Annotated in this window: 33 protein-coding genes; 4 read left to right on the top strand and 29 right to left on the bottom strand. The window is 39.5% G+C overall.

From position 1 onward, the window contains the following. Positions 1–14: 14 nt before the first annotated feature. The 27 genes from GWP40_RS08505 to GWP40_RS08375 all read right to left on the bottom strand — a co-directional run bounded on the left by GWP40_RS08505 (position 15) and on the right by GWP40_RS08375 (position 15,164). Positions 15–503, bottom strand: coding sequence for a hypothetical protein (locus tag GWP40_RS08505; RefSeq protein ID WP_212564986.1), 489 nt, complete (start codon positions 501–503; stop codon positions 15–17). After that, on the bottom strand, positions 500–1,117 hold the full coding sequence (locus GWP40_RS08500) for a master DNA invertase Mpi family serine-type recombinase (RefSeq protein ID WP_212564985.1): 618 nt from the start codon (positions 1,115–1,117) through the stop codon (positions 500–502). The genes GWP40_RS08505 and GWP40_RS08500 overlap by 4 nt, the downstream gene beginning before the upstream one ends. 4 nt (positions 1,118–1,121) lie before the next feature. Next, positions 1,122–1,451: a helix-turn-helix domain-containing protein gene (locus GWP40_RS08495; protein WP_212564984.1), complete on the bottom strand. Its 330-nt coding sequence runs from the start codon at positions 1,449–1,451 to the stop codon at positions 1,122–1,124. A 24-nt stretch (positions 1,452–1,475) separates the two neighbouring features. Continuing rightward, positions 1,476–1,790, bottom strand: coding sequence for a single-stranded DNA-binding protein (locus GWP40_RS08490; protein WP_212564983.1), 315 nt, complete (start codon positions 1,788–1,790; stop codon positions 1,476–1,478). Beyond that, positions 1,783–2,154, bottom strand: coding sequence for an HNH endonuclease (locus GWP40_RS08485; protein WP_212564982.1), 372 nt, complete (start codon positions 2,152–2,154; stop codon positions 1,783–1,785). The genes GWP40_RS08490 and GWP40_RS08485 overlap by 8 nt, the downstream gene beginning before the upstream one ends. Before the next feature lie 16 nt (positions 2,155–2,170). Further along, positions 2,171–2,848, bottom strand: a complete 678-nt coding sequence (locus GWP40_RS08480) for a hypothetical protein (protein ID WP_212564981.1) — start codon at positions 2,846–2,848, stop codon at positions 2,171–2,173. A 205-nt stretch (positions 2,849–3,053) separates the two neighbouring features. Continuing rightward, entirely contained in the window at positions 3,054–3,257 is a 204-nt protein-coding gene (locus tag GWP40_RS08475) for a hypothetical protein (protein ID WP_212564980.1), read from the bottom strand. Next, positions 3,254–4,171: a DNA cytosine methyltransferase gene (locus GWP40_RS08470; RefSeq protein WP_212564979.1), complete on the bottom strand. Its 918-nt coding sequence runs from the start codon at positions 4,169–4,171 to the stop codon at positions 3,254–3,256. Before GWP40_RS08470 ends, GWP40_RS08475 begins: the two co-directional genes overlap by 4 nt. Beyond that, positions 4,168–4,356, bottom strand: coding sequence for a hypothetical protein (locus GWP40_RS08465; RefSeq protein WP_212564978.1), 189 nt, complete (start codon positions 4,354–4,356; stop codon positions 4,168–4,170). Before GWP40_RS08465 ends, GWP40_RS08470 begins: the two co-directional genes overlap by 4 nt. After that, positions 4,353–4,838, bottom strand: coding sequence for a hypothetical protein (locus GWP40_RS08460; RefSeq protein ID WP_212564977.1), 486 nt, complete (start codon positions 4,836–4,838; stop codon positions 4,353–4,355). The genes GWP40_RS08465 and GWP40_RS08460 overlap by 4 nt, the downstream gene beginning before the upstream one ends. Continuing rightward, complete coding sequence (locus tag GWP40_RS08455) at positions 4,838–5,758, bottom strand: DUF7666 domain-containing protein (RefSeq protein ID WP_212564976.1); 921 nt, start codon at positions 5,756–5,758, stop codon at positions 4,838–4,840. Before GWP40_RS08455 ends, GWP40_RS08460 begins: the two co-directional genes overlap by 1 nt. A gap of 51 nt (positions 5,759–5,809) precedes the next feature. Further along, entirely contained in the window at positions 5,810–6,574 is a 765-nt protein-coding gene (locus GWP40_RS08450; protein ID WP_212564975.1) for a P-loop NTPase family protein, read from the bottom strand. After that, complete coding sequence (locus GWP40_RS08445) at positions 6,561–7,517, bottom strand: DUF6291 domain-containing protein (RefSeq protein ID WP_212564974.1); 957 nt, start codon at positions 7,515–7,517, stop codon at positions 6,561–6,563. Before GWP40_RS08445 ends, GWP40_RS08450 begins: the two co-directional genes overlap by 14 nt. A gap of 26 nt (positions 7,518–7,543) precedes the next feature. Further along, positions 7,544–8,371: a DNA-methyltransferase gene (locus GWP40_RS08440; protein WP_212564973.1), complete on the bottom strand. Its 828-nt coding sequence runs from the start codon at positions 8,369–8,371 to the stop codon at positions 7,544–7,546. Between the two features lie 43 nt (positions 8,372–8,414). Then, a complete protein-coding gene (locus GWP40_RS08435) occupies positions 8,415–8,741 on the bottom strand; it encodes a DNA methyltransferase (protein WP_212564972.1) in 327 nt (108 codons plus the stop codon). Positions 8,742–8,775: 34 nt separating this feature from the next. After that, positions 8,776–9,147, bottom strand: a complete 372-nt coding sequence (locus GWP40_RS08430; RefSeq protein ID WP_212566625.1) for a hypothetical protein — start codon at positions 9,145–9,147, stop codon at positions 8,776–8,778. 10 nt (positions 9,148–9,157) lie between these two features. After that, the gene (locus GWP40_RS08425; RefSeq protein WP_212564971.1) at positions 9,158–9,619 is read right to left on the bottom strand and encodes a hypothetical protein; all 462 of its coding nucleotides are present in this window, start codon (positions 9,617–9,619) and stop codon (positions 9,158–9,160) included. A 98-nt stretch (positions 9,620–9,717) separates the two neighbouring features. Next, the gene (locus tag GWP40_RS08420; protein ID WP_212564970.1) at positions 9,718–10,353 is read right to left on the bottom strand and encodes a hypothetical protein; all 636 of its coding nucleotides are present in this window, start codon (positions 10,351–10,353) and stop codon (positions 9,718–9,720) included. 12 nt (positions 10,354–10,365) lie between these two features. Then, positions 10,366–11,826 (bottom strand): DUF1351 domain-containing protein, encoded by a 1,461-nt coding sequence (locus GWP40_RS08415; protein ID WP_212564969.1) that lies wholly within the window; start codon positions 11,824–11,826, stop codon positions 10,366–10,368. 4 nt (positions 11,827–11,830) lie between these two features. Continuing rightward, entirely contained in the window at positions 11,831–12,604 is a 774-nt protein-coding gene (locus tag GWP40_RS08410) for a DEAD/DEAH box helicase family protein (RefSeq protein WP_212564968.1), read from the bottom strand. Positions 12,605–12,641: 37 nt separating this feature from the next. After that, positions 12,642–12,875 carry a hypothetical protein gene (locus GWP40_RS08405; RefSeq protein ID WP_212564967.1) on the bottom strand — a complete coding sequence of 78 codons (234 nt, stop codon included), beginning with the start codon at positions 12,873–12,875 and terminating at the stop codon, positions 12,642–12,644. Next, positions 12,872–13,222 carry a DUF4406 domain-containing protein gene (locus GWP40_RS08400; RefSeq protein WP_212564966.1) on the bottom strand — a complete coding sequence of 117 codons (351 nt, stop codon included), beginning with the start codon at positions 13,220–13,222 and terminating at the stop codon, positions 12,872–12,874. The genes GWP40_RS08405 and GWP40_RS08400 overlap by 4 nt, the downstream gene beginning before the upstream one ends. Before the next feature lie 11 nt (positions 13,223–13,233). Further along, entirely contained in the window at positions 13,234–13,476 is a 243-nt protein-coding gene (locus tag GWP40_RS08395) for a hypothetical protein (RefSeq protein ID WP_212564965.1), read from the bottom strand. A 20-nt stretch (positions 13,477–13,496) separates the two neighbouring features. Continuing rightward, on the bottom strand, positions 13,497–13,850 hold the full coding sequence (locus tag GWP40_RS08390; protein ID WP_212564964.1) for a hypothetical protein: 354 nt from the start codon (positions 13,848–13,850) through the stop codon (positions 13,497–13,499). Positions 13,851–13,853: 3 nt separating this feature from the next. After that, on the bottom strand, positions 13,854–14,069 hold the full coding sequence (locus tag GWP40_RS08385) for a hypothetical protein (protein WP_212564963.1): 216 nt from the start codon (positions 14,067–14,069) through the stop codon (positions 13,854–13,856). Positions 14,070–14,073: 4 nt separating this feature from the next. Then, positions 14,074–14,310 (bottom strand): hypothetical protein, encoded by a 237-nt coding sequence (locus tag GWP40_RS08380; protein WP_212564962.1) that lies wholly within the window; start codon positions 14,308–14,310, stop codon positions 14,074–14,076. Between the two features lie 56 nt (positions 14,311–14,366). Continuing rightward, on the bottom strand, positions 14,367–15,164 hold the full coding sequence (locus GWP40_RS08375; RefSeq protein ID WP_212564961.1) for an LPD29 domain-containing protein: 798 nt from the start codon (positions 15,162–15,164) through the stop codon (positions 14,367–14,369). A gap of 173 nt (positions 15,165–15,337) precedes the next feature. Between GWP40_RS08375 and GWP40_RS08370 the strand changes: the two genes are divergently transcribed. Beyond that, the gene (locus GWP40_RS08370) at positions 15,338–15,598 is read left to right on the top strand and encodes a hypothetical protein (protein ID WP_212564960.1); all 261 of its coding nucleotides are present in this window, start codon (positions 15,338–15,340) and stop codon (positions 15,596–15,598) included. A gap of 65 nt (positions 15,599–15,663) precedes the next feature. On the opposite strand, the gene GWP40_RS08365 is transcribed toward GWP40_RS08370, so the two are convergent. Then, on the bottom strand, positions 15,664–16,161 hold the full coding sequence (locus GWP40_RS08365; RefSeq protein WP_212564959.1) for a DUF6908 domain-containing protein: 498 nt from the start codon (positions 16,159–16,161) through the stop codon (positions 15,664–15,666). A 177-nt stretch (positions 16,162–16,338) separates the two neighbouring features. Here GWP40_RS08365 and GWP40_RS08360 point away from each other — a divergent pair, with 177 nt between their 5' ends. Further along, positions 16,339–16,650, top strand: a complete 312-nt coding sequence (locus GWP40_RS08360; protein ID WP_212564958.1) for a helix-turn-helix domain-containing protein — start codon at positions 16,339–16,341, stop codon at positions 16,648–16,650. Positions 16,651–16,723: 73 nt separating this feature from the next. Then, positions 16,724–16,945: a hypothetical protein gene (locus GWP40_RS08355; RefSeq protein WP_212564957.1), complete on the top strand. Its 222-nt coding sequence runs from the start codon at positions 16,724–16,726 to the stop codon at positions 16,943–16,945. A gap of 21 nt (positions 16,946–16,966) precedes the next feature. Here GWP40_RS08355 and GWP40_RS08350 read toward each other — a convergent pair whose 3' ends face one another. Then, positions 16,967–17,137 carry a hypothetical protein gene (locus GWP40_RS08350; protein WP_212564956.1) on the bottom strand — a complete coding sequence of 57 codons (171 nt, stop codon included), beginning with the start codon at positions 17,135–17,137 and terminating at the stop codon, positions 16,967–16,969. Between the two features lie 1,138 nt (positions 17,138–18,275). Here GWP40_RS08350 and GWP40_RS08345 point away from each other — a divergent pair. Further along, the gene (locus GWP40_RS08345; protein WP_212564955.1) at positions 18,276–18,560 is read left to right on the top strand and encodes a type II toxin-antitoxin system RelE/ParE family toxin; all 285 of its coding nucleotides are present in this window, start codon (positions 18,276–18,278) and stop codon (positions 18,558–18,560) included.

Raw genomic sequence — 18,560 nt, 5'->3', positions numbered from 1 at the left:
GTGCGTAACGCAAATCATGCTAGCATAATCCCGTTTTCAGCAGCGATTAAATACGCCGCTTCTATCAATAGGCTTTCTTCAACCGTTGTGCAATCTGCCTCACTTTGAGGGAACGGTTCATTCAATAATGCGTTCCATACCGGCTCCCCATCGTCTCCGCGCATTGTAGGATAGCCGAGTTCGTTCATTGCTTTCTGCTTTATTACATACTTTACCATCTCAAAATCATTACCCGTATCGTTGGCAATGCTGCGGATCATACCGTGCAGCTTCGTATTTTGTGAATTTTTTCCCGTGGTGCGTTTTTTGTATTTGTCGGATAATAGCAGTTCAATGAGCGGATAATGAAAGGGACGTTTGTTTTCTTTCATGTTTCGCCTATACAGCTCACGCCGATGCCGGATGTAAAAATCCATCTGTTTTTTATCAATCTCGCCGGGTAGCCGTACCGTCAATTCGTTCCCCTGCCATCGGACAATCTCTACACTTGCGTCTGTTTTCATGTAATTGCCTCATCCAGTTGATCATTTTGTATTTTCAAGAAACGATATAGTGTTGTTCTATCAACATGTAATTCTTTTGCGATACTTGCTCTTGTACATCCGGCAGATAATTTGATGCGTATATAGTTCTCTTTTCCTGACAATTTTGTATAAGAATTATGCGAACCTTTTATCCGCCCAATCTGCTTACCCTCAGCTTTAACGCGCGCAAGCGCTTCCTTCGTCCTCTGACTAATTAAATTACGCTCTATTTCGGCGCTTAATCCAAAAGCAAAGGCTAAGACTTTGCTTTGTATGTCATCCCCAAGACGATAATTGTCTTTAATCGTCCATACTTTGCACTCTTTATTCATGCAGATATTTAAGATTTCCATAATCATAAACAAATTACGTCCAAGACGTGAAAGTTCTGCACAAATGATTAAATCGTCTTTTTTGATTACTTTTAAAAGTTCTCCTAGTTTACGCTTATTGTAGTTTTTGCTGCCGCTGATGGTTTCTTCAATCCATCCATCTATTTGCAGTTTCTCACGCTTACAAAAATTAGTAATTTCAAATTTTTGATTTTTCAATGTTTGCTTATCGGTGCTTACTCGAATATATCCGTATGTCATAGCATTATCCGTGATTGATTAAATGCGTAACATACCCACGCCCCAAAAGCGGCCGGTCGGAATGTTTGCACGTTACCGAACCTGTTTGTTTTTGAGGTGATTGTGCTTCTTTTTGCTTCTTTTCTGCTTCTTCACAGGAAAGCCGATATATTTCATTCCTATCTAGTCCATACAGTTCACAGAGTTTAGATAAACTAGAGCTTTTTAATGGTAACATCTTGCCTGTTTCTATTTGAGAGAGATACAATGCAGAACACCCTATTTTACAAGCGACATCATGTAAGATTAAACGACGTTTATGCCGTTCAAGATAAAACATATCTCCGATATTCATTTATTTGCCATCCTTTTTCCTAAGTTATATTCTTACTATCGGTCTAAACTCAATACTATGCGCTATTACTGTAGCCTTGCTATCTGTTGCATTTTGTTTCAACCGTCCGATAATTTTAACAGAGTCTCCTTTCATGCAATATTTATCGCATATTTCTGCGACTCGCGCCCATGCCTCAACCGTCATCTCTATCGTATCTTCTTGTGGAGTATCCATCTCTTGAAAAGTACATTTTGAAATTAGCGTGAAAATACAAATCGGTGTACCTTTTTTAGAAGTGGTGATAACAGGATTACTTCCAACTATTCCTTCAATAAGCAATAAATTTAAGTTATTCATATTGTTTTCCTTTGTATTTTTCAAACCAGAAAATAACATCATTTCCAGTCTCTTTTACCAGCCCAAAATCGGCGGCAAGTTTATAGTTATAATCCCTCTCCTTTAGAATTTCGACTTGGTGTTTAATTGCTTCCCTAAACTTATCAAGAGTTAATGTATGCTTATGCAAATTGCACCGTTGACAGGATGGGAAAAGATTGTCCTTTACATCTTCTCCAGCTATCGCAGGTTTTTCATCTAAACCTCTAAAAATCGGTTTTATGTGGTCTACACAAAATCTATCAGCTAACAACTTTCCACAATAGGCACACCGGCCGTCGAACATCGCGCGAACTTCTTCCCGCTCTTTTTTGGTAAGTTTCAATTTGAAAGCCTCCTCTTTATTTTAATAACCGTGTAAGGTTTTTCTTTTGCACGACAGTTGTGAATTTTTCAAGTTCCGCAATAAGCTCTAAGATTTTTTCTTTCGGCGGCTCCGGCAGTTTGTTACGCTTCGGACTTGAGTCCGCTCCGATGTTGACTTGTACAGGATTACACCGCCAAATTAACTGTATAAACTCCGGTAAGTCAAAATCCATAATAGGCTCGATTGTGATATGCCTATTAAGACTAAAGAACCGCGACAAGCAGTGAGCCCTGACATTTGGCGGTGGGGTGTCTCCCATTATATTTTCATAGTATCGATTTGTTTCCAGTGTCGTACAGATAGAAAAATTCATTCTTAACCTTAACTCATTCGAAAAAAACAGTAATTTACCGGGATTTTTTGTTTGAAGAAAATACTTGTTTTTAGGAAATTCTAGGCAACGATTAAGAGTGTCTATTTTCCATTCATACGGAATATGTTTTGCAAACATATCACAAGAAGAACCTACAAAGATAAAATTGCCTTTTCCTAAGTCGGTTTTTAATTCTTTTTCGTCAAAATGAAGCGGCGGCTGTTTACCCCAGCGTTTCATATAACAGTAGCTGCATCCGTGCAGACATTCACCCTTAATTGTGTTCCAAGTGTGAGTTATAAAGTTATACATATTTCCGGTCGATTTATTTAACGGCATTATTTATCCTCCTCTTTTGTCTTATTTGAATAGCGGCTATCAATTTTCATTTTCCCTGTGTCAAACAAATACATTATGAATATCGCCATAGGGGAAAGTAATAACGACGCTGCAATCAAAAAAGCCTACATTTTTTTATCTCTTTTTGCCTCTCTAAAAAGCACAGGAATGTCCTTAAGCTGCTCTATGTAATATTTCGTAAATGTCATTTTATTCCTGCTTTGTTGTAAAAATAGTTTTCAAGTTCTTTTTCAAGATAATTAGTCTTGATTTCCCTCTTCAATAAGCGTAAAGCAATCAAAGAAAAACAACTCAGTAATAACCCGCTTATATTTATTGGAAAGGTGTTAATTATTATTCCTACAAAAACTGCATAAATGATAATTATAAAAATAATTGTTTTTTTCATTTTATTTCTCCTTGTACCTTTTTAATCCTTTCCCCGATCCAACGCATGACAGGGACTGCCATACTGTTGCCGATTGCCTTATATCGCAAACTATCCGGACATTGTTCAGCAGATTTTCCGCGCCATTCAATCTGTGTATAATCGTCTGGGAAGCCTTGTAACCGTTCGCACTCAAGCGGGGTAAGACGACGGATGTATTTTTTTTCTCTTGCTAAAACCAAATCGAAACAATCGGATGCTGCACTATTCCTCAATGTTGAGGCTTTCTTATCTTTGTGATATTTGTAGTTTCCTCCGCGACGGAAGTAGCTAACGCCTTTTCCAAAAGTAATGGCAGCTTCCTTTTGTGTTTCGCTGCCCGCCGCAATATCCCCGCACAGGCTTTCCGGCTCAAATAATACTTTTGCGGCACGGTCTGTTCCGTTATCACTATGTCCGATAACAAAGACTCTACGGCGTCGTTGGGGTACTCCGAAATACTGAGCGTCAAGCACCCTGTACGCCCACCCATACCCGCATTCTTCCAACCCTGCAAGGAACGATGCAAAATCATATCCGCTGTTCGAGGATAGAACGCCGGGGACGTTTTCCCATATAACCCAGCGGGGGCGATATGTTTCCACAATTCCCAAATAGGCATACATGAGAGCGCCTCGCTCGTCAGCACTTCCGCCTCGCTTTCCGGCAATACTGAAAGACTGGCAAGGTGTGCCTCCGACCAGAATGTCAAATTCCCCTGCGTTCCATTTTTCATATTGCGTAATATCTCCATAATTTTTTACGGCAGGGTATTTTTGCTTCAACAATTCGCAAGGGAAAGGTTCTATTTCTGCAAAACCTATAGGCTTAAAACCTAACGGCTCCCATGCAACGCTTGCCGCTTCAATACCGGAGCAGACAGATAGGTAGGTCATTCTTGAGGCAATGTCCCCTCATTCACCAGCAATACACGCGGTTTAAATCCCTGTTTGATTGCCGTTAAAACTTGTTTCGGGATAAAGCTTTCCGGTATTTCTGCTTCATACGTTAAATGATCAGCTTCAACGCCAAATGCAGCCGGTCCCGGATCACACTCTTGCCAGTTAAAAACCAACTTCATTTTGTTTCCTCCTCCACCAATTCCCCACAGGGTGTGTCGTCATCGGCAAAGACATAGTTTTTTAAAAGCTCATCTGCCGAAAACCAATCATCATCTATCTTTATTTCATACCCATCTTCTTCTCCTATATCTATGGCTGTTATAAAAGAATATTGTTCATTTTTATGTTTTACCCACCCACAATGTTTCATAATTGCTTCCATCGCTTTTTTATTGCTTGCGAAAGGCAGGTGCTTGGGTTCGGCGGGCGGTTCGATGAGATAGGCAAGGGCAAAAAGGGTGTCTCCCATACAGTCAGCTTTTGCCTGTTCAAAGCGATATTTATAAGATTCTCCTCTGATTGCGATTAAAACCTGCGAGGTATCCTCTATGCTCACTAAACGTCTTAACTCTCTTAAATCATCCGCAAAAATGCACTTACTCCCAATCTTCAATTCATCCGCATTAAGCGCGGTGTATACTCTCGATTTGTCAAATTCCATTACTTTTTCTCCTTGTGTAATTTCCCCAGCCTGATACCGGTTATCTCATAAAACACATCCGCGTCAAAATGCGGCATCTTTTTAATAGTCAACTTTTGCTCCGGCGTAAGACTTTGCCAAAACATGCGCCAACTTGCTTTGTAGGATAAATGGGCAATGTGTTTCTGTCCGTTTTTTTCGGTGCGAGTTTTGAATGAGTACAATTTAAAACGTTGCACAATCGAAAAGCCATCACTACTTATGAGCTTTTGATATTCTTCTTTGGTAAGCTGTTTATTAAAGGCTTCATACATGATTTTCTTTGTCATAAAAATACTGGAAGAATTATTACAAGTACAAAAACATCCGCTGTTACAGTTTCCGCTGTTATGGTATCCGCTGTTATGGTATCCGCTGTTCCAGTCTCCGCTGTTATGGTCTCCGCTGTTACAGTTTCCGCTGTTACGGTCTCCGCTGTTCCAGTTTCCGCTGTTACGGTTTCCGCTGTTATGGTCTCCGCTGTTATGGTCTCCGCTGTTCCAGTCTCCGCTGTTATGGTCTCCGCTGTTACAGTTTCCGCTGTTACAGTTTCCGCTGTTACGGTATCCGCTGTTATGGTCTCCGCTGTTAAATAACCCTGTATTATCTTTACCTATGTTTACTGCTGCACCAATCTCTTCACGTGATAGCTCTCGTATAATACGTATCCGTGCGCATACAGATTTTATGCCATCATTATCAATTTCCCCATTTGCTTCAATTTCACAGATACGAGATGTTTTTAAGTCATAAAACTGATGCACATCTTGTAATTTTCTACAAAAATGAAAGCCACTACTACACAGTTCAATTTCACCGTTGTATTCATACGTCTTGCCAATTTCATACTGAAATCCTCTACAGGTCAAATCTTGATTAAACCCTTTGAATCCTTTTACCATTGTTTATTCCTCCGTTATGTTTATGTTTGTGTAATTACTTATTACACTGTATCAATTTGCTTTTGCTTCCGCCTCCCGCAGCTTCGGCCGGTAACTTTCCCAGTCGAAATTGAACGACTTGCCCTTTTCTTTCAGTCGATCGATAACAGAACTGTCAAGCATTGTTTTTACCCACTCGTAATTACAATTACCCGCAAGCCACAGCGGGCGATTGCGTTCGTGCCGTTCACGACAAATAAGCGATAAGCAGTTGCTTTTTGAATCTTCGTTCTTTCCTTTCTCGATTTCGTCGATAACAAGAAACGGAATAGTGCAATAATGCATTACCATCTGGTATTCCGTTTTTTTGGCTGCGTAGCTGTTATACGTCGATCGAATTCTCAAATCTAAAAATTGCCATGTTGTATATTCCGCGTTGTTAAGTACAACCGCCGCGCTTGCAAGGTGGCTTTTGCCCGTGCCGCTATTACCGTACATCAGCACGAACGTATCGCGCGGATTTTTGGCAAGCTCATAAAGATCGTGAAGATATTTCGCTGCTTTTTCATTTTGCGGCTTGTAAGTGATAAAGCTTTCATTGAAATATTTGTCGCGGATGCCCATTGCTATGAGCTTTTTTATTCGCTGCTCTTCAAGCTTTTCTCGCCTTTTTTGTTCTTCACGCTCCTGTACACACAAAGGGCATTTAGGCGGCTTGGTCGATCCTTCTAGGTGCATTACCTGTACATCTCCATGTTTTTCGCAGTGAAAGGTTTCCTCTCTGCCGCGAAAAAGCGGGATATATTTTTTCACTTGCTTTATTTCACACGTGTGCATAATTCCTCCTTGAGCTTAAAACGGCATCTCTTCTTGAGTGCCGGTTACATTGCAATCGAATCGCTTGTTTTTTCCTTCCGGCGGGGAGCGTGCGTATTGCTGTTGCATTTGCAAAAAATACTTGCGGGTATTTTTCCCGTAATTTTGAACCGGATATAATATTTGGACACCAGAAGTTCCCCGCCGTTTTTATCCAGCGGATTGCTTTTTCAATGTCTTCATAGCTGCGTTTATCAATGCGGCTAAGCTTTTCTATGTCTTTCGCCCATTGCTCGATATGCTTTTGACTGGTAGTGAAATGAGGGTCTGACTGCCGGTGGAGGTCATAGAGTAGATGAGCTAAACGCTCCGCTTGTTCGGGAATTATTTGTGTTTTTTTAATAGGTGCAGGCTTTACATCCCCGTCCGGTTCTTCCGGCGGGGATACTATTTCATTACCATCACCATCACCATTATCATTAACATCTACATCTACATCTACATCTACATCTACATCAAGGTTTTTAGTATTCGCAGGTGGTTTTTGGTATTTGGTACTAAAAACCCCGTTTTTAGTATTTGGTAAAATTTCTTGATATTCAGCACTAAAAACATTGTTTTTAATATTTGATACTGTTTGTTGTGATACATTGTATTTCTCGGCTATTTCTTTTTGAGTGAGTCCGTTTTTTAAGTCCTCGCAAATACCATCCTGTACTTCTTCAGGTATTTCCGGTCGGCCGCCTCTTTTCCCGTCTTCGGTATTTTTTACGCGGCGGGCTTTGGCATTGTCTATCGCTTCTTGTATCGGAAGCCACGCACACGCTTCAAGTCCTGTAAAATCAGGCTCTGTACCATAAAGCCCATATTCAATAATCGCTTCATAAAACTGATAGCGCAATTCTTTGTCTAACAGTTTTAATTGTTTTGCAAAGGTTTCATAAAAGATAAAACTCATCGCCATCTTTAAGCTCCCTTAAATTTTATTGTTTACGCATTGATTAACGCTGCTGCGCGGCGCGCTTGCTTTTCTTTTTCTTGCCGTTCTAATTCTGCTTGAATAAATAAATCTCCTTGCGCAAGCGGCAAGAACTTTTCATAAAAGCCTTTGACATACTCTCTTTTTATTTCAAAGCCGTATCCTTTCCGTCCGAGGTTTTTACAGGCGAGTAATGTTGTGCCGCTTCCGGCGCACGGATCGATTACGACATCGTTTATGTCGGTAAAGGTGCGGATTAAATGTTCCAGTAATTTAAGCGGTTTTTGCGTCGGGTGGATTTTTGGCGTTGCTGTATCTCGTTCAAAGTCCATGCAGTTAAAAATCATCTTGCCGTTATTGTTGAATTTAGGTAGTTTATCACGATAAAAAATAAGCCCGTATTCGCAATTGCCGACAATACGCATATTTGCCTTTAATACTTGCGCGGAAAAATTCTTCCGAAATACCAGATTGATATAATTGTTAAACCCGTACTGCTTTGCAGTTTCAATCAATTTAAATTGCTGCTCAAACGCGCAAAACAACATCATACACGGGGCTTTTCCTTTTGCTTTCGGCTCTTTGATTAAAAGGTTGTTGCAAAAGTGGAAAAATTCAGCAATTCTAAAACCCGCCTTGCTATCGGTGTCGAAAAATGAAGATCGCGCGTTTTTGCTTTCCCCGTTTTTATTATCCCCGCCGATGTACCAACTCGGATTAGAACCGTATGCGGCAGCTCCGAGCTGGTACGGTAAATCGGATAGTACGAGCTGTGCTTTTTCTATGTAGTGCGCTTTCCAATTTTGAAATGAATCATGATAGAGTTGTATCCGTTCCATTTGTTTGTATTCTTTTTATATACGGGTATTTGTATTTTTTTATTTACGCAAAAAGGGCTAATCGTTCTTTGTAAAGATTTTGATAGGAAGAATTTAATTCGATACCGAGCCAGTTCCGATTTAAGAGCGTTACCGCTTCTGCTACGGTTCCGCTACCGAAAAATGGATCGAGTATAGTGACCCCTTCATGGCTTCCTGCTAAAATACAAGGAATAACAAGCCCCAGCCCGAAACTTGCAAAAACAGCACGGCAGCCTCCGGCAATTGCCCACTTTACCGTATCTTTTTGATGCGGCTTTAAAATAGAATGTATGTCATCATCTGTTACAGAAAAACCGCTTGATGATGCGATGGCTATTTTCTCTTTCAAAAAATTCTTCGTACGTCATATTATATTTCCTTCATTAAAAATCAGTCGGAAAGGGGCTGTCAATTTCCATCCCGCACCGCGGACAATATTTTATATCGTAGTCAAAGCGCAATTCAGAATTGAATACATAGCCACAGCCATAACATTTGCCAAAGGGGTTTTCATCAGGTCTTTCAACAAAATACGCAAAAGCATACGTTACTTCATCGCCAAAGCCTACGCAAAATCGATATTCTTCATCATCAGGGAAAATTTCTCGTAATACTTCGTATGCGTTGTAGCTTACACCAAAATGTTCAACACGTGTTTTTAATAAGGCTAGCGTATCGGCACAAATAACTTTACTGCCGATTTTTAATTCATCCGCATTAACTGCGGTGTATACTCTCGATTTGTCAAATTTCATTGTTTTCTCCTTATGCCCCAACCCAATACAGGTTATTGTCTATCGTTTCATCTTCCGCGATGGGAAGCGAAGTGTTTTTATTTAAAAGATTTTCAAGCTGCTTTTTATCAATCTTTAGTGCTGTTTGTAGAATGAGTTTGTCAACGCCGTTATTACCCGCTTTTTGTAAGACTGCGCAGAGTTTTTTAATAAGCATTTTTTCACGCTGTACATCTTTTTTACTTATCGTATTTTGCTTTTGTATAACGGTTTTGTTATCATCATAAAATGAAAAATGCAGTTGCTTTTTATTCTCTTTTCTCTGTTTACGGATATTCTTATAAAGAAGAAAAAGCCGATACTCTTTTTTGTCAAAAATAAAGAGCTGTTTATTTTCAATCGTGATTTTCGGTATGTTATACTTCCGCGCAAAATACCGCACTTCCGCGGGATTGATATGCGCTTTTTCTGCAACCGCACTTGCTGTATACACTTTCCCTCCCATAGTGTAAAATAGCGTTTGACAATACTTCCCGCTGTTTCAAGCGCGAATAAAACGGCGGGAAGTTATTTTTTTTCTTTCCTTACCAATTAAAACGGTATATTGTCAAAATTTTCAGGGTCGGTAGTAGAAGGTTGTGTAGTTTGAGGTACCGTTCCTTGATATGCCGACGGTCTTTGCTGATAACCGTTTTGCGGGGATGTTTGATTATAGCTTTGATGTCCATTAGTCGCTGCCGCTCTTTGTCCTTGCGGATGTGGGCGCGACTGTCCTTGTTGAGGGTACGTAGGGTGATTAGGCGTTGTATTTCTTTGCTGCGGATAAGCTCCGTTATTATTGTTTTGCTGCATTTGTTGCGGTACGATTAAGGCTTTTACCTCAAAACCCTTTTGCTCGCCATTCTCATTCGGAGCGCGCTTGTCGATTTTGATAACGCCTCTTTTTCCAATCCATGAGTTATAATTAAAGTTTCCACGCGGAATTGAAAAACAATCGAAAAAGCGAGTCAAGTTTTGATTACGTCGTCTCCATGCGTCTTCGGAGCTTACATCATCGACAATGTAGTAATACAGCGTCCCTTGCTCATCAATCGTAAACGAAAGAGCGAGCATCGGATTATTCTTCTTTGATATTTTTTCTTCTACTTTGGTGATGGTGCATTCCCATTCACCTGCTTTGAAATTGTTGTTAAAATAATTCTCATCTATCTGATAATCATTAAACATATTCTTATCCTCCTATTGAAATGTATAGCGCAGCTGTGCAGTTTTCATATACGCTTCAAGGTCAACCAACTGTTCTGCCGTTCCGATTACCGTAAAAGAAACTTGCAATTTTTCTTCTCTTTTTTGCGGCGTTTCTGTCTGTTCCGGAGAAAGATAATCCTGCAAAGGGGGACAATAAGCATCGTATATTAAGGGGATTTCTTCTCCGGCAGCTTCCATATCGAGTCGCTCTTTTTCGGATAATTCTTGCGCTCTATTTTGTTCTACCCTCGCTTTTTCAAGTGCTGCAAGTCGTTCGCGATTTGCTTTGATTTCATCCGCTTTTGCAAGAGCCGCATCGAGGTTCAGCGTTGATAAATAATAGTGCTTCGCTTCCGCTTCTCCGATACGCTCAAGAACGCCTAAATCAGCTTGTATTTTTTCAATCCGCTCCTGTATTTCGTCTTGAATGTCTTTGAGCTTTGTTGTTTTATTAAGCCACTTCGGATTAAACAGCCTATCAAAATCAACAAGTGAAAAATGAAGCGATTCAAAATATTCGATAATGATCGCTTTTTTATTGTCCTTTTCTTTTTGTTCAACTTCTTTCACAATTCCGTCGATTTTTGCAGAACATTCATTTATGAGATTAACTGTTTCTGAAACGGTTGTTTTGAATGTTTCGATCGGCTTCATAAATTCTTTTTCAATACGGATACGCTCTGCATTGAGCAGCTTCGCAGCATTATTTAATTCCGCCTTGTCCTTTTTTGCAGCAGCGATGTTATCTACGCTGTACCGGTCTATCGAATAGTATGCAAGTCGTTTCTTTACCAGTTCTAACAGCTGTTCGGCATTGGTGTTGAGCGTGCCGATATTCTGTTCAACGACCTTAAGCGTCAGCTCAAGCGGCGGCACTTCAACAAGTTCTTTTTTGCCTTCCTTTGAGTTCATAAAATCCTCCCGTAATTGAGCGTCTTGTAAATAGGTGCTAATGACTTCTTGTATCTGCTCTATTGATAAAAACGGAATATCGACAACAGAAAAATTGCCGGTATTCGGTGTATGCAAAACCTTTAAACACTTCTTTTTGAAAAAGAGATTGTACAGGTTAAGCTGGAGCGCCCAGCTCAAGACGTCCGCTTCTTTCTGTGTTTTAATATCAAAAAGCGTATCGCTTGCAACAATATCAGCAGTTCCGGCATACGTAAAATCATCAATAGTATGATAAAACTGCTGCTCAAATTTGCAGGATGCACGGACGATATTTTGTTCAATCCATTTTGCTTCAACGGATTGAATAACACCTGTTTCAATTTCTTTATGAATTGCCGTACCGCGCTCCGCTGCCTTCTTTAAAATTTCAGGGGGAATGTGTGATAAATCTTTCCCTGCAACAGTACAGATAATTTTTGTAACGGATGGAATGATTTCGCCGTTTAGCCGGTATACATGGAAGCGCTCATCGAAAGTAAAAACATCTTTTTTCTTCATTCGCTTACATCTCCTTATACGATTTTGCAAAACTTAAAATAGACGACTGCTGTTTCCTGTTTTGCGGTGGTACTTGCTGTATACCGGTCTGTTGCCGATTGCCTTGGGGGCTCTCTTGCGGCGCTTCATTATGTGAATGCTGTATAAAAACATTTTCCGGCATTCCGTAATATTCACGGATAACCGTATCAACCACTTTTAAATCATTCGGAATAAGTGGCTCTGCGAACATTCCCATCGGCGTTTTGACCGTATCGCTACCGTTATTGACGGTAGCAAAACAGAATTGCCGCTGATTATTTCCATCCAATAGCACAACTGTTTTTAAAACGATGGTAAAAAGCCCTTCAAGCGTTATTTTCTCATCAAGCAGCTGGCCGATGGTTTTACATTTTTCATTCCCGTCTTTTGTCCGTTCAATATGAAAAAGAAAATAAATAATCTTATCATCAGGGAGTGCTATTGCTGTTCGTGTAAGGTTGAAAAAATTCGCGCCGATGTCGGTAAATTTTTCAAACCCCTTTTCTTTTGCGCGGTGCATATACTCAAAAGCCATCAGATATTGCGCATCATCTATAACAACACTTTTTGCCTGTGCTCGTTTAATCATCGCCTGAACTTCTTGATAGTTATCCGTTTTAAAAACCGATAACGTATTACGGAAAGGAAGCGGCTTTTTTGATACGTTGATTACCGATGCTTCTCCTTTTTGAAAATTGCGTAAACTGGTTGATTTTCCCGTTCCGCTTTCTCCCATTACTGCTACAATAACTGCCATGTTAATTCCTCCTTAAAGTGCATTATGCTTATAGCTATTATTTTGTTGTTTCCATCTGTTCAATAATTTTAGCAAGCACGGCATCTATTTTTTTTATTGATTGTTCGATTTGCGGCTCTTGATTTTTGATATAGGCAAGAGCGATTTCTTGTTTGTTATCCTGAACATGAACATCATTAAAAACGGTTTTTACAAACGCATGAGCGCGACCGAGTAGATATCCACTGCCAAGACAGAGAAAACCGACAAAAAGTATTTCGTTATTGCTCATCCTCTCATCTCCCGTCGGCGACATAAACCGCGTTTTTGCTTTTGCCGTTCGGCGTATTCGATCCATTCGTCAACCGTTTTAACCTGCATTGAAAGGACACTTGCTACATCAAGTTCTAAGCAACATCGCGCCGATTGATATGGCGTTACGAGCACCGCAACAGCGCTACACGTTGAAAGCACTTGTAAACATTTTCGCGTTCTGCTGTCAAAATTCATACTTTCATCACAAAAAATTGTAGGAGAGACGACCGCGAACCCTGCATCATTGAGCCGTTTACGGGCGTTTTCAAAATCATTTTTGTAATTCGGATTGGCGCTTATTGCGCCGGATAGATAGACTTTCATGTTTAATCTCCTCAAGGGCACCACCGGCACCTGTCCCAATTAACCAGATATTCATCTGTTATCTGAATACTATTGAACTGCACAAAATCAGCGAATGTCTTACAACCGAACGTTGAAAACCACCGACGGTTTTCCATCGCCCATTTAATTTCTCCAATCAGTAACTGATTATTGATAATTGTTTCTGATAAGACGCTGTACAGCGCAGCAGCCTTACCCCGTGTCAGGTATACCGCACGATGCTTACCCATCATCCCCCTCCCATTCGTTTTTTTTAGACTTGACCGAAAAAGTCTTTTTCACTTACACCGTAATAGGCGTGTGGATTGAGACTTGCTTTAAATTCTGTTGCCGCTTCGCGATAATATGTACTGCTTGAAATTTCTGTTTTTAAATCTGTTATATTCCATTCACATTCGGCTAACGCCGCGCGTTCTTCCGCGCTGTACTCTTCCACTTGCTCCGAGCCGATGACTTCCATTGCATCCGGATCGTATTCTACTTGCACACCGTCATAATCGATAAACCAATTAAAGCGCTGTTTGACTATCCAGCCGTTGGAAAGGACTGTTTCTATCAATCCTGTTTCATAGTCGATTTCAAGGTGCTCACGTTGAATACTAACCATCTGTCATTCCTCCGCCGGTTCGCTGTAGTAGACCATACAGGAATACTTTAGCATCGAATAACATACGGTACTGGGGTTATCATTTATTGCAATTTGATATTGAACGCTCATAATAGAAAACCCGCATTCTACTTCTTTTGAAAGAAAAATATTAACTATCTTTTCTAAAACGCCCTCATTGATTGAAGAAAAAATCTTCACCTTTTTGACGTATGCCATATTTTTATCCTCCAATCGCGAGCGGCGCTATTTTTTCGATATCGTGTTTTTCCAAAGGTTTGAAAAAGATATCCATTTGCAACTCCGCTTCTGACAAAAAATGCCAATCGATTACATCATCTGTAATTTCTCCGCCAAGGCGAAAAAATTCATCCTTCTTGCCGTTTCTTATAAGACCGGCTTTATACCATTTGTCTGGTTTGCTTTTTAATAAAACCCATACAATACCTTCTTTTCTCATACTTCATACTCCTTAATTATGTTTTCGCCGGAGTATATCCGGCAGTTAGATTATTGTTATGCGGTAAGCCGTTTAACGCTCTTTGTCTTTTTTGTAGAACTGATACGCGCGGTGCGTTCTACAAACTGCGCAGGTTTTCCATCTTTGCCAATCTGTAAAGAGTCGTAAAAATTAACATTGAAATAGTCAGTCATTGAATCGCTGTCATCGTAGTTGTATGAGTTCATAAAATCTTGAACGTCTTGCAAAACTGCGAAAACAACCGGATTAAGCCACGTATCAGATTTAAAAAAGTTCTTTTTGCATCCGGCTGTTTCTATCTGGTGGTTAATCCATTCTTCTCGATCCGCTTCATTTGTGTCATTAGCATTGATATATCCTTTTGATGGAATATATACCGGTCCTGAATAAACAGAGGTATAATAATAGTTAAGTAACAACTCGCGGTTTGTCAGCTCTACAGGATGCTCTATTAAAGATACGGTAATATGGCGAATATTTGAGGTGATCGAAAAACGGTATGTCGGATACGCATTTTTGACGTATTCACGGATTAGCTTTGCAATGTCTTTTGTTGAAAGATTGCGATTATAGCGCTCACCTTGCCAGCCGTTCAACGTGTAAAACTGCCGCCGGTAGCTGCCTGCACTTTCCGCTGTTTTAGGCTGCCGCTTGGTATACGTTGGATCCGCTTTCTCGAATTTTTGCGCTATCGCAAAAGCGATTTCAAATTCCTTGTTCAATTCCTGTATTGCCGCGGTGCTGCCGACTCTGTCAGGATGAAGTCGCATCGCTGCTGCTCTGTATGCTGCTTTTACTTCGTCTAAGGTCATTTTTTTTGTAAAGTATTTCATGGTTAGTGCTCCTTTGCGTTTTAGGTTCGTTATAGCTTTTTATTAGCTACCGATATTATTATAATAGCTGTATAATAGCTTTCTGTCAAGTGTTTTTATGATAATCTAGCGATTTTTTAGCTTTTTTTTGTTTTTCTAATGACGTTTTTAGCTTCTTATGGTATATTCATAGTATGAGTAACAATATTGCTACATCGTTCAATTTACCTTTAGATTTTAAAGAGTATTTAGACAAACAGGCTAAAAGCTCAAATAAAACGCGGACACAATATGTCATTGATGCGGTAACCGCTTATGCAAGTGAAGGAAAAACTATCACTCAAGAGCAATCACAACAGATTGAACAGCTACAAGTCTTGACCGCCTCTCTAGCGAAAGAGCTGCAAGAAATTAAAACGCTTGTTTTTCAAATCCTCAAAAATCAGCAAGGTTAATCAACCTCCTATCCTTGAACTGCACGTTACTTCCGCCGGAGATTTTCCGGCGGTGTTGTTGCTGTTTACTTGCCTATGCCTTGCTGCACTACAATTGTGCTCATCCAAGTAGTGCAAAAGCTCGACGCGCCTTTTTGCAGGTTGCTAATCATCTTCGGCTTGCCGTTCTCGAATATCACCAGCTCTACATCTGAAGCGAAGCCGCTCATTCTTTCGTAGATAGGATAGTATTCAACACCGTATGAATATTCCTTTTTCAAAAAGACGATTTCAGGATCGGCCATTAAATCGCCGTTCTGCTCGTAGTAGTGAGCGATTGATATTTGATTTGCTCCAACCTGCTCAACGACAACCGGCATAAAAACGCCGTTCGTATTATCAATTTTTGCATAGCCGTCGATCATCATCGCTTCTAGCTGCTGAATAACTTTTTTTGCGCTTGCTGAAACCGGCTTAACGAAGGCAAAACCTGCGGCAAGCTGTTCACGCTTTTCATTCTCTTTTTTTTGCTTTTTTTCTTGTTGTCTGGCAATCTTAAGCGCCATCTTTTCTACTGCTGTCATAGTCTCTTTACGCTCCTTATGATTGAAAAGGTTCAATATTCAAAATGTCTTTTCTAACACTTTGTATGCTTATTATAGGTCTTTTATGACATCTTGTCAATAGTTTTATGTCTAAAAAAACATAAAAAATGCTATTTTCTACTTGTTTTTAATCTAAAAATGTCTATAATGATTTTTATGAATATTGATTTTCTTGTTTTTTTTGAAACGGTCAAAGAATTAGCTAAAAAAAAGAATATGACTATCGACATGATGATACAATCTATAGAAGGATTATCTTTTAATAGCCTTAATACTTATAATTCTATGCGGAAAGCGGGTAACCTTCCACGCGCCGATGATGTATTACGCATTGCTAAATTTTTTAATGTGTCTATGGAATATCTCGTAACCGGCTGTCAATCCGATAATAAAGAAAAGATTGACAAAATAGTAGAAAATTTGATGATCTCTATTGAAGATATTAAAAATCTAAAGCAAGGAAGCTAACAGAATAGAATATATCAATATTTTCTTTTAGTCTCCGATACTTTAAGCAAATATCAACAAGGAGCACCCTATTATGACAGATCAAGAGCTGAAACAAAAAGGTATTGATATAGCTTTAAAACTTTTAGAGTTAAATCAAATTCACTTAAAAAAACTTGAAGAAAAAATTACACCCGAACAATCAATCGCCCGATTTCTTGCGCTTTCCGATTTAATTGCTGCAAACATCAAAGAAGACGCAAAAAGTGAAGAAGTTGCTATGAAAGCGGCTATAGAAATTTTCAAGAATTGCTAACCCATTCAAATTGCGTTTTATCTATGATAAAGAGCAATTTCTTTTTAACACGATTTCCAAATCCAAGCAGTACAAACACTTTTCATTTTTAGGACGATAAGCGTATTCGCTAATTACTGCCCCGTGTTTTTCAACAACGGCTTTTATATCAGCCAATAGTTGAATGTTGTCAACTTCTTTTTTGTTTTCCATAATCATAACCTCCTTATGGTCTTTAAGAAGCAATATTGATAACTAACAGTGTAAATTTTACACTGCCCGTAGCTCAACGACATACGATATAAGCCTTTCTCACTTTTATACAAATATACCGTCATATCAACCTCGTGTTTTCCCCTTCCCTGTAGTACCATTCCTTTTGTACATCCTCGCCGAAACAGAGTAATGCCGGTTTTCGGTACGCTGTAAAAAGATGGGCGGTTTCTAAAACCCCTCAACCGCCCTAAGTCGGGACACTCCGCAAGCCTATTTTGGTTGCCTTTTTACGGCGACACGGAAGCCGTGATTTTTGCTCACCTGCTCCGAAGAGTAGGCGGCTTGCGCTCTGCCTTACTCTGAACTTGCATCAAACGCGGAGGCTCAATCCTCTGCAAGGCATAAAAAAAGCGCATAAGGCTATTTCGAGGTTGCCCTATGCGCTTTCCGCCGTAAAACAGCGAAGTAAGCAACCTCGATAACTTACCTCGCCGCCGAATTACCGATCTATACCGGTAATTCGGATATAGCAAGCAAGCTGCCTACAATCCTGCCGTAACAAGGTCTTGCTGCGCTTGCTCGTTTTTCTTACAGTTTTTCTTACAATTAGAGGTTTGTTTTAATGATGAGACGTGTTGATAAGTTGTTAAAGTATGTACTGGTAGCTATCTAGCGTATTTTTTGAAATTTTGGTGCAGAGCTAAACAATGTACAAGGATGTACATTGTTTAGCGATGCCATCCTTGGCAGTTCTGGTCGAATAGTTTCAATTTTTCTGCGGGGTTGTTAAAAAAAACGTCCTGATGCGTTTACCCTAGTCTATTATAAGTTTATCCTGTTAATCTGCTCCAGTCAAGGAAAAGAATTATGCGATACCTCTTGCAATTTATACGCGATGCCTACACTGAGAATCGCGAGGCTTGCTGTTAATAGAGAGTTACAGGGAAACGGAATAGGAAAATGGCTCCTTTCACAAGTTTTTATAAAGACTGTTCAAATAGCAGATATAACAGGGCTCTATTTGATAATAAAGGAAGATAATTCTTAAAAAGAACGAAATTATATATTGATAATATTTAATTGAAATTGTTGACAAAATCAAAATAAATGGTATATTTAAATCGTGAAGTTTACGGTGGAAAAACTGCCTGTTGTTGAATCTGAAATATCATCTCTGAAACAATCGCAAAAAGATTTACTAAAAATAGAATATGAAAAGATTGAACAACGGGGAATTGAGTTTGTAAAAGTAAAGCGTCTTCAGAAAAAGATTTTTGAAATAAAATCAAATGAACTTAGGTCTTTATTTAAATATAAAGAAGGGAAAATTATTGTAATAGGAGTCGTTTTTGTAAAGAAGACACAGAAAACTCAAAAAGAAACTATAAAACTTGCTGAGAAACGTTTGAAGGAGATCTGA

The sequence above is a fragment of the Treponema vincentii genome (assembly GCF_018336815.1).
Classification (GTDB): Bacteria; Spirochaetota; Spirochaetia; order Treponematales; family Treponemataceae; genus Treponema.
This window is presented reverse-complemented; position numbering and strand designations above follow the sequence as displayed.

Bases quoted from the DNA above. Each gene is read 5' to 3' on its own strand.
- GWP40_RS08505 (WP_212564986.1), bottom strand. From the start codon at position 503: ATGAAAACAGACGCAAGTGTAGAGATTGTCCGATGGCAGGGGAACGAA.
- GWP40_RS08500 (WP_212564985.1), bottom strand. From the start codon at position 1,117: ATGACATACGGATATATTCGAGTAAGCACCGATAAGCAAACATTGAAA.
- GWP40_RS08495 (WP_212564984.1), bottom strand. From the start codon at position 1,451: ATGAATATCGGAGATATGTTTTATCTTGAACGGCATAAACGTCGTTTA.
- GWP40_RS08490 (WP_212564983.1), bottom strand. From the start codon at position 1,790: ATGAATAACTTAAATTTATTGCTTATTGAAGGAATAGTTGGAAGTAAT.
- GWP40_RS08480 (WP_212564981.1), bottom strand. From the start codon at position 2,848: ATGCCGTTAAATAAATCGACCGGAAATATGTATAACTTTATAACTCAC.
- GWP40_RS08475 (WP_212564980.1), bottom strand. From the start codon at position 3,257: ATGAAAAAAACAATTATTTTTATAATTATCATTTATGCAGTTTTTGTA.
- GWP40_RS08470 (WP_212564979.1), bottom strand. From the start codon at position 4,171: ATGACCTACCTATCTGTCTGCTCCGGTATTGAAGCGGCAAGCGTTGCA.
- GWP40_RS08465 (WP_212564978.1), bottom strand. From the start codon at position 4,356: ATGAAGTTGGTTTTTAACTGGCAAGAGTGTGATCCGGGACCGGCTGCA.
- GWP40_RS08460 (WP_212564977.1), bottom strand. From the start codon at position 4,838: ATGGAATTTGACAAATCGAGAGTATACACCGCGCTTAATGCGGATGAA.
- GWP40_RS08455 (WP_212564976.1), bottom strand. From the start codon at position 5,758: ATGGTAAAAGGATTCAAAGGGTTTAATCAAGATTTGACCTGTAGAGGA.
- GWP40_RS08450 (WP_212564975.1), bottom strand. From the start codon at position 6,574: ATGCACACGTGTGAAATAAAGCAAGTGAAAAAATATATCCCGCTTTTT.
- GWP40_RS08445 (WP_212564974.1), bottom strand. From the start codon at position 7,517: ATGGCGATGAGTTTTATCTTTTATGAAACCTTTGCAAAACAATTAAAA.
- GWP40_RS08440 (WP_212564973.1), bottom strand. From the start codon at position 8,371: ATGGAACGGATACAACTCTATCATGATTCATTTCAAAATTGGAAAGCG.
- GWP40_RS08430 (WP_212566625.1), bottom strand. From the start codon at position 9,147: ATGAAATTTGACAAATCGAGAGTATACACCGCAGTTAATGCGGATGAA.
- GWP40_RS08420 (WP_212564970.1), bottom strand. From the start codon at position 10,353: ATGTTTAATGATTATCAGATAGATGAGAATTATTTTAACAACAATTTC.
- GWP40_RS08415 (WP_212564969.1), bottom strand. From the start codon at position 11,826: ATGAAGAAAAAAGATGTTTTTACTTTCGATGAGCGCTTCCATGTATAC.
- GWP40_RS08410 (WP_212564968.1), bottom strand. From the start codon at position 12,604: ATGGCAGTTATTGTAGCAGTAATGGGAGAAAGCGGAACGGGAAAATCA.
- GWP40_RS08405 (WP_212564967.1), bottom strand. From the start codon at position 12,875: ATGAGCAATAACGAAATACTTTTTGTCGGTTTTCTCTGTCTTGGCAGT.
- GWP40_RS08400 (WP_212564966.1), bottom strand. From the start codon at position 13,222: ATGAAAGTCTATCTATCCGGCGCAATAAGCGCCAATCCGAATTACAAA.
- GWP40_RS08395 (WP_212564965.1), bottom strand. From the start codon at position 13,476: ATGATGGGTAAGCATCGTGCGGTATACCTGACACGGGGTAAGGCTGCT.
- GWP40_RS08390 (WP_212564964.1), bottom strand. From the start codon at position 13,850: ATGGTTAGTATTCAACGTGAGCACCTTGAAATCGACTATGAAACAGGA.
- GWP40_RS08385 (WP_212564963.1), bottom strand. From the start codon at position 14,069: ATGGCATACGTCAAAAAGGTGAAGATTTTTTCTTCAATCAATGAGGGC.
- GWP40_RS08380 (WP_212564962.1), bottom strand. From the start codon at position 14,310: ATGAGAAAAGAAGGTATTGTATGGGTTTTATTAAAAAGCAAACCAGAC.
- GWP40_RS08375 (WP_212564961.1), bottom strand. From the start codon at position 15,164: ATGAAATACTTTACAAAAAAAATGACCTTAGACGAAGTAAAAGCAGCA.
- GWP40_RS08370 (WP_212564960.1), top strand. From the start codon at position 15,338: ATGAGTAACAATATTGCTACATCGTTCAATTTACCTTTAGATTTTAAA.
- GWP40_RS08365 (WP_212564959.1), bottom strand. From the start codon at position 16,161: ATGACAGCAGTAGAAAAGATGGCGCTTAAGATTGCCAGACAACAAGAA.
- GWP40_RS08360 (WP_212564958.1), top strand. From the start codon at position 16,339: ATGAATATTGATTTTCTTGTTTTTTTTGAAACGGTCAAAGAATTAGCT.
- GWP40_RS08355 (WP_212564957.1), top strand. From the start codon at position 16,724: ATGACAGATCAAGAGCTGAAACAAAAAGGTATTGATATAGCTTTAAAA.
- GWP40_RS08350 (WP_212564956.1), bottom strand. From the start codon at position 17,137: ATGGAAAACAAAAAAGAAGTTGACAACATTCAACTATTGGCTGATATA.